The sequence below is a fragment of the Streptomyces sp. NPDC049577 genome (assembly GCF_040675635.1).
GTDB lineage: Bacteria > Actinomycetota > Actinomycetes > Streptomycetales > Streptomycetaceae > Streptomyces.
Genome location: NZ_JBFAPH010000438.1, coordinates 1 through 4248 on the forward strand (window position 1 = coordinate 1; position 4248 = coordinate 4248).

The 4248-nt window shown below is 75.7% G+C and carries 4 protein-coding genes and 1 pseudogene; 2 read left to right on the plus strand and 3 right to left on the minus strand.

Annotated features, from left to right (window positions below; genetic code table 11):
* Window positions 1-27 precede the first annotated feature (27 nt).
* The gene (locus AB0K09_RS30410) at window positions 28-504 is read left to right on the plus strand and encodes a hypothetical protein (protein WP_366068631.1); all 477 of its coding nucleotides are present in this window, start codon (window positions 28-30) and stop codon (window positions 502-504) included.
* A 573-nt stretch (window positions 505-1077) separates the two neighbouring features.
* Here AB0K09_RS30410 and AB0K09_RS30415 read toward each other — a convergent pair.
* The 3 genes from AB0K09_RS30415 to AB0K09_RS30425 all read right to left on the minus strand — a co-directional run bounded on the left by AB0K09_RS30415 (window position 1078) and on the right by AB0K09_RS30425 (window position 3738).
* Window positions 1078-2049 carry a DUF5926 family protein gene (locus tag AB0K09_RS30415; protein WP_366068629.1) on the minus strand — a complete coding sequence of 324 codons (972 nt, stop codon included), beginning with the start codon at window positions 2047-2049 and terminating at the stop codon, window positions 1078-1080.
* Window positions 2050-2221: 172 nt separating this feature from the next.
* On the minus strand, window positions 2222-2701 hold the full coding sequence (locus tag AB0K09_RS30420; protein ID WP_366068632.1) for an ATP-binding protein: 480 nt from the start codon (window positions 2699-2701) through the stop codon (window positions 2222-2224).
* Window positions 2702-2913: 212 nt separating this feature from the next.
* Window positions 2914-3738 carry a glycerophosphodiester phosphodiesterase gene (locus tag AB0K09_RS30425; protein ID WP_366068630.1) on the minus strand — a complete coding sequence of 275 codons (825 nt, stop codon included), beginning with the start codon at window positions 3736-3738 and terminating at the stop codon, window positions 2914-2916.
* Between the two features lie 221 nt (window positions 3739-3959).
* Between AB0K09_RS30425 and AB0K09_RS30430 the strand changes: the two are divergent.
* A pseudogene (locus AB0K09_RS30430) lies at window positions 3960-4248 on the plus strand (hypothetical protein); the annotation flags it as partial.

A 4248-nucleotide genomic window follows, 5' to 3' on the forward strand; every position in this document is an offset into this window, starting at 1 on the left:
GGCGCCCGCGGTGGGCACGGTGCTCCGGTGCGTCCGGCCGGGCTGCCGGGCGCGCTGCCGGGCGGGGAGGCCGGTCCCGCGGACCCCGCGGACCCCTCCGCCCCTTCCGGCCCCTCCGACCCTTCCGGTCCCATCGACCCCTTCGGGCTCGCCGGTCCCGCCGAGCCCGCCACCCTGTGCGGGCCCGAACTGTCCTCCCCGGCGGGCGTGGAGGCGCAGACGTGCGTCCTGCGCCAGGAGCACGACACGTGGGCGCGGACGTACTACCGCAACACCACGGGCGGCCCGCTGGAGGGCGTCCTGACCCTCATGGCGCCCGACGGCCGGACGGTCGAGGTCCGCTGTCAGCTCGCCGCCTCCGACGACCCCGGCACCTGCGAGACGCCCCACGCGCCGACCGCGCCCGGACATGGCTCGTATGCAGCGGTCGCGGAGATCGCCACGACCGAGGGGAAGCTGCTGCTCCGCTCCGGCAGCAACTCGGCGGCGGACGCGCGGGATTAGTCCGGGCCGGGGGCGGCGGGCCGCCGGCGCCCCGGCGGGAAGATCGACTCGGTCCTTCGCGGCCGGTGTCCGACGGCACGGGGTGCCTCCTGGCGCCTCCTGCGGGGAGCGTTCCCGGCGGTGGCGCGCCGGTCGCGGCACGGGGTGACGGGCGGCCCGTGGACGGGCGGCGGCCAGGGGCCGCCAGGCCGGATGCGCCCCAGGCGGGCCGGGCATTCGCCCGGTGGCGCGTGGCGGGCGTACGGGACCCGCGCGCGGGGTCATGGAGGGCGCCGGTGCGTACGTCTCGCACGCCGGTCCGGACGGGGCGTGCGGCGGGGCGGGGGCTCGCGGCGGCCGGCTCTCGCGGGGGCCCGGCCGGCACCCGATCGGTGCGCGGGCATGGAAACGCCCGGTCGCTGGCGACGGGGGATGCACCAGCGACCGGGCTCCTAGAACGGTAACAAGAGATCGGCGGTTCGCAAATTCGATCGCGGATTTCCGGACGCGGATTTCCGGGCTTTCAGCGGGAGTTGTGACAGGAGTCACGTGTCACGGACCCGCCCCGGACCGCCGACGATCTTCAGTGCGGGCTCAGTTGAGCGTGACCTGACGGCTCGTGAGGCCGCTGCGGGCCCGGCGCTCCTCGGCCGTCAGCGGCGTGTCGTCCGCGAGCGCGCCCGCGAGCCGCTCGGCGAAGGCCGCGGCGGGCTTCTCCACGTCCTCCGCGCCCATCGCGCGCGGCAGGTCCCACACCGGCACGGTCAGCCCGTGGGCGCGGAACGAACCGATCAGCCGGGTGCCCTCGCCGAGCGAAGTCGCGCCCGCCGCGTGCAGCCGCGCGAGGGCGTCCAGCAGCCGCTCCTCGGACTCCGTCATGACCCAGCGCAGGTGGTTCTTCTCCGGCGTCTCGCACCAGTACGCCGCGCCGAGACCGGACAGCCGGACGGTCGGGATCGCGGCGGCGTTGGCCCGCTCCAGCGACGCGGCGACCTCGCCGCCCGCGTTCTCGGCGTCCTCCACCCAGAACTCGAAGCCGGTGTGCACGACCGGCTCGAAGGGGCTCTCCGGGTCCAGCAGGTCCTGCAGGCGCGGCCCGTCCGCCGCCGCGGGGCCGGCCGCCGTGACCGGCGTGCCCGGCTCCGCCTCCAGCGCGCGCCGGAGCGTGTCGGCGAGGTCGCGGCTGAGGTCGCCGGTGGCCGTGTCGTTCTGCAGGCCGAGGAGCACGGCGCCGTTGTCGCGGCGCAGCGCCGGCCAGGCCATCGGCAGCACGGTGGCCAGCGTCACCGAGGGCACGCCCTCCGGCAGCCCGTCCTTCAGCCTGAGCTCGGCCGTCGCCGCGGGCACGAGCTCGCGCAGCGCGACCCAGTCCGCCTCGCCGGGCAGCCCCTCGAACGGCCGCTGCACCAGCTCCACCGCGGCGTGCGCGGCCTCACGGCCGTGGCACGCCTTGTACCGCCGCCCCGACCCGCACGGGCAGGGCTCCCGGGCCCCGACGACCGGAATCGGGCCGTCACCGGTCCGCGGTGCGGCGGCCTTGGTCTGGGGTCGGCGCTTCTTGGCCATGATGTGCCTGTCTCCCGATCACTGCGTCCGGCCCGTGCCGGCACACTCCGTTGACGGGCGCGAGCCTAGCGCTCGCCGCGCGCCCCCTGCCGGGCATGCGTGGCAGGGCACGCGGGGACGTGCCCCCACTGCGCCGAGTGGCGGGCTCCGGGAGGGGACCTCGCGGAGAGACCTAGGCCGGTTCGTCCAGATCCGAGAGGGTTAGTTCCGGTTCAAGGGCCAGGTTGACGCGCGTAGCGAAACTGGCGCGCACCGAGAGCGCGGCCCATACCGTCACCTCGCCGCAGGACGCGTCGCGCACCCCCCAGTCCTGGGAGAGGGCACTGATGATGTTCAGGCCGCGGCCACCGCGCGCGGTGACCGAGGGGGTGGCCGGAAAGGGGCGGGTCGGTCCGCCGCCGTCGGTGACCTCCACCGTGAGCCGGCCGCGCTCGTCCACCCGCCAGGCGGCCCGGATGCCGCCGTCGCCCCCGTCGGCCTCGCCGTTCTCCCGGCTCAGCGGGCGCCCGTGCCGGTACGCGTTGCTGAGCAGTTCCGAAAGGATCAGTACGGCGTCGTCGATGACCGGATCCGGTACCCCGCTGCCGCGCAGGTCCTCGCGCATCCGGTGTCTCGCCTCACCCACACCGGCTGGACCATGGGGTACGGCCATGATCGACGACGTGGGCACCTCCTGTGCCACCACCAACGCCACCCCCGAGACCTCCTTTGCCCCACGTCAGGGGATGGATGCCCCAATGGACTGGACCGGAAACCGGCCATCGTCGGGACGGCGGGGGCACTCACGCCGCTCCCGCCCGTGCCGAACGCGCCGGTGCACTTCCTGTAATGGTTCCGCCGGCGGTCCCGGCGCGGTCGCGGGACTCAGCGGCGCCCGAGCTGGGTAAGCACTGCCTTGGGGCGGTTTGTGATGACCGCGTCCACGCCCAGGCGGGCGCACAGCTCGACGTCCTCGGGCTCGTTCACCGTCCAGACGTGCACCCGGTGCCCCGCGTCGTGCAGCCGCGCGACGTAGCCGGGGTTGTTCCGCACGATCCGGATGCTCGGGCCGGCGATGCCCACGCCCGCCGGCAGCCGTCCGTCGCGATTGCGGGGGGAGAGGAACTGCATGAGATAGACGGTCGGGACGCCCGGTGCCGCCGCGTGCACCCGGTACAGGGACCGGGCGGAGAAGCTCATCACGCGGACGGGCGGCGGCTCGTCCGCGGGCGGCCGGGTCAGACCGAAGCGGTCGAGCAGGCTGATGAGCCGGGCCTCGACCTGCCCGGCCCAGCGGGTCGGGTGCTTGGTCTCGACGGCCAGCTCCACGCGCCGGCCGGAGTCGGCGACGAGCTCGAGGAGGCGCTCCAGGGTGAGGACGGACGTACGGTCGCGATCCGGGGCCTCGGCGTCCACGGACTGCCCCATCCACGACCCGAAGTCCAGCGCGGCGAGATCCGCGAGCTCCAGGGCGGAGACCGCCCCGCGCCCGTTGGAGGTGCGGTTCACGCGCCGGTCGTGCACGCACACCAGATGCCCGTCGGCGGTCAGCCGCACGTCGCATTCCAGCGCGTCCGCCCCGTCCTCGATCGCCTTCCGGTACGCGGACAGGGTGTGCTCGGGGGCGTCCTCCGAGGCGCCCCGGTGGGCGACGACGGCGGGGGGCCGGCGCCCGGGTCCGCCGTCCCGGGCCTGGTGCGCGTAAGTCACCGCGTTATCGTGCCACCGCCTGGCACAATCGCGCATGCGGTCCGTGGCGGACCCACGCGGCCGGCCGAGCCGGGCCCGTGCATGTCACAGCCTCCGCTTACGGTGGTCTGACGCGTCATGGGAAAAGCTGACGGCGGAATGTCCCGCGAGCGCGGCCCGGGGCCGGGCGCCGCCCGGCGCCGCGGCGAGGACTCAAGAGTGCATCTGATGAGGAGACGACTGTGAGCACCGAGAACGAGGGCGCCGGGGCGCCTGCGGCCGAGCCCGTGCGGGACGCGGGTTCGCCTGCCGGTCCGCCCGCGGCCGAGCCCGTTCGGGAGGGCTCGCCCGCGTCCGATCAGACCGCGTCCGATCAGACCGTGCCGGACCGGGCCGTGCCGGACGAAGCCGCTCCGGACGGGGCCACGCCGGACCGTGCCGCGGAGGCCGACCGCTTCCCGGCGCCGCCCGCCGCACCGCCGACGGCCGGCGCCCCCTCGCTGGAGAAGACCGCGCCGCCGGCCGCGGACC

What these genes read in the sequence shown, in the direction of transcription:
- AB0K09_RS30415 (WP_366068629.1), bottom strand. Translation starts at nt 2,049, where the DNA reads ATGGCCAAGAAGCGCCGACCCCAGACCAAGGCCGCCGCACCGCGGACC.
- AB0K09_RS30420 (WP_366068632.1), bottom strand. Translation starts at nt 2,701, where the DNA reads ATGGCCGTACCCCATGGTCCAGCCGGTGTGGGTGAGGCGAGACACCGG.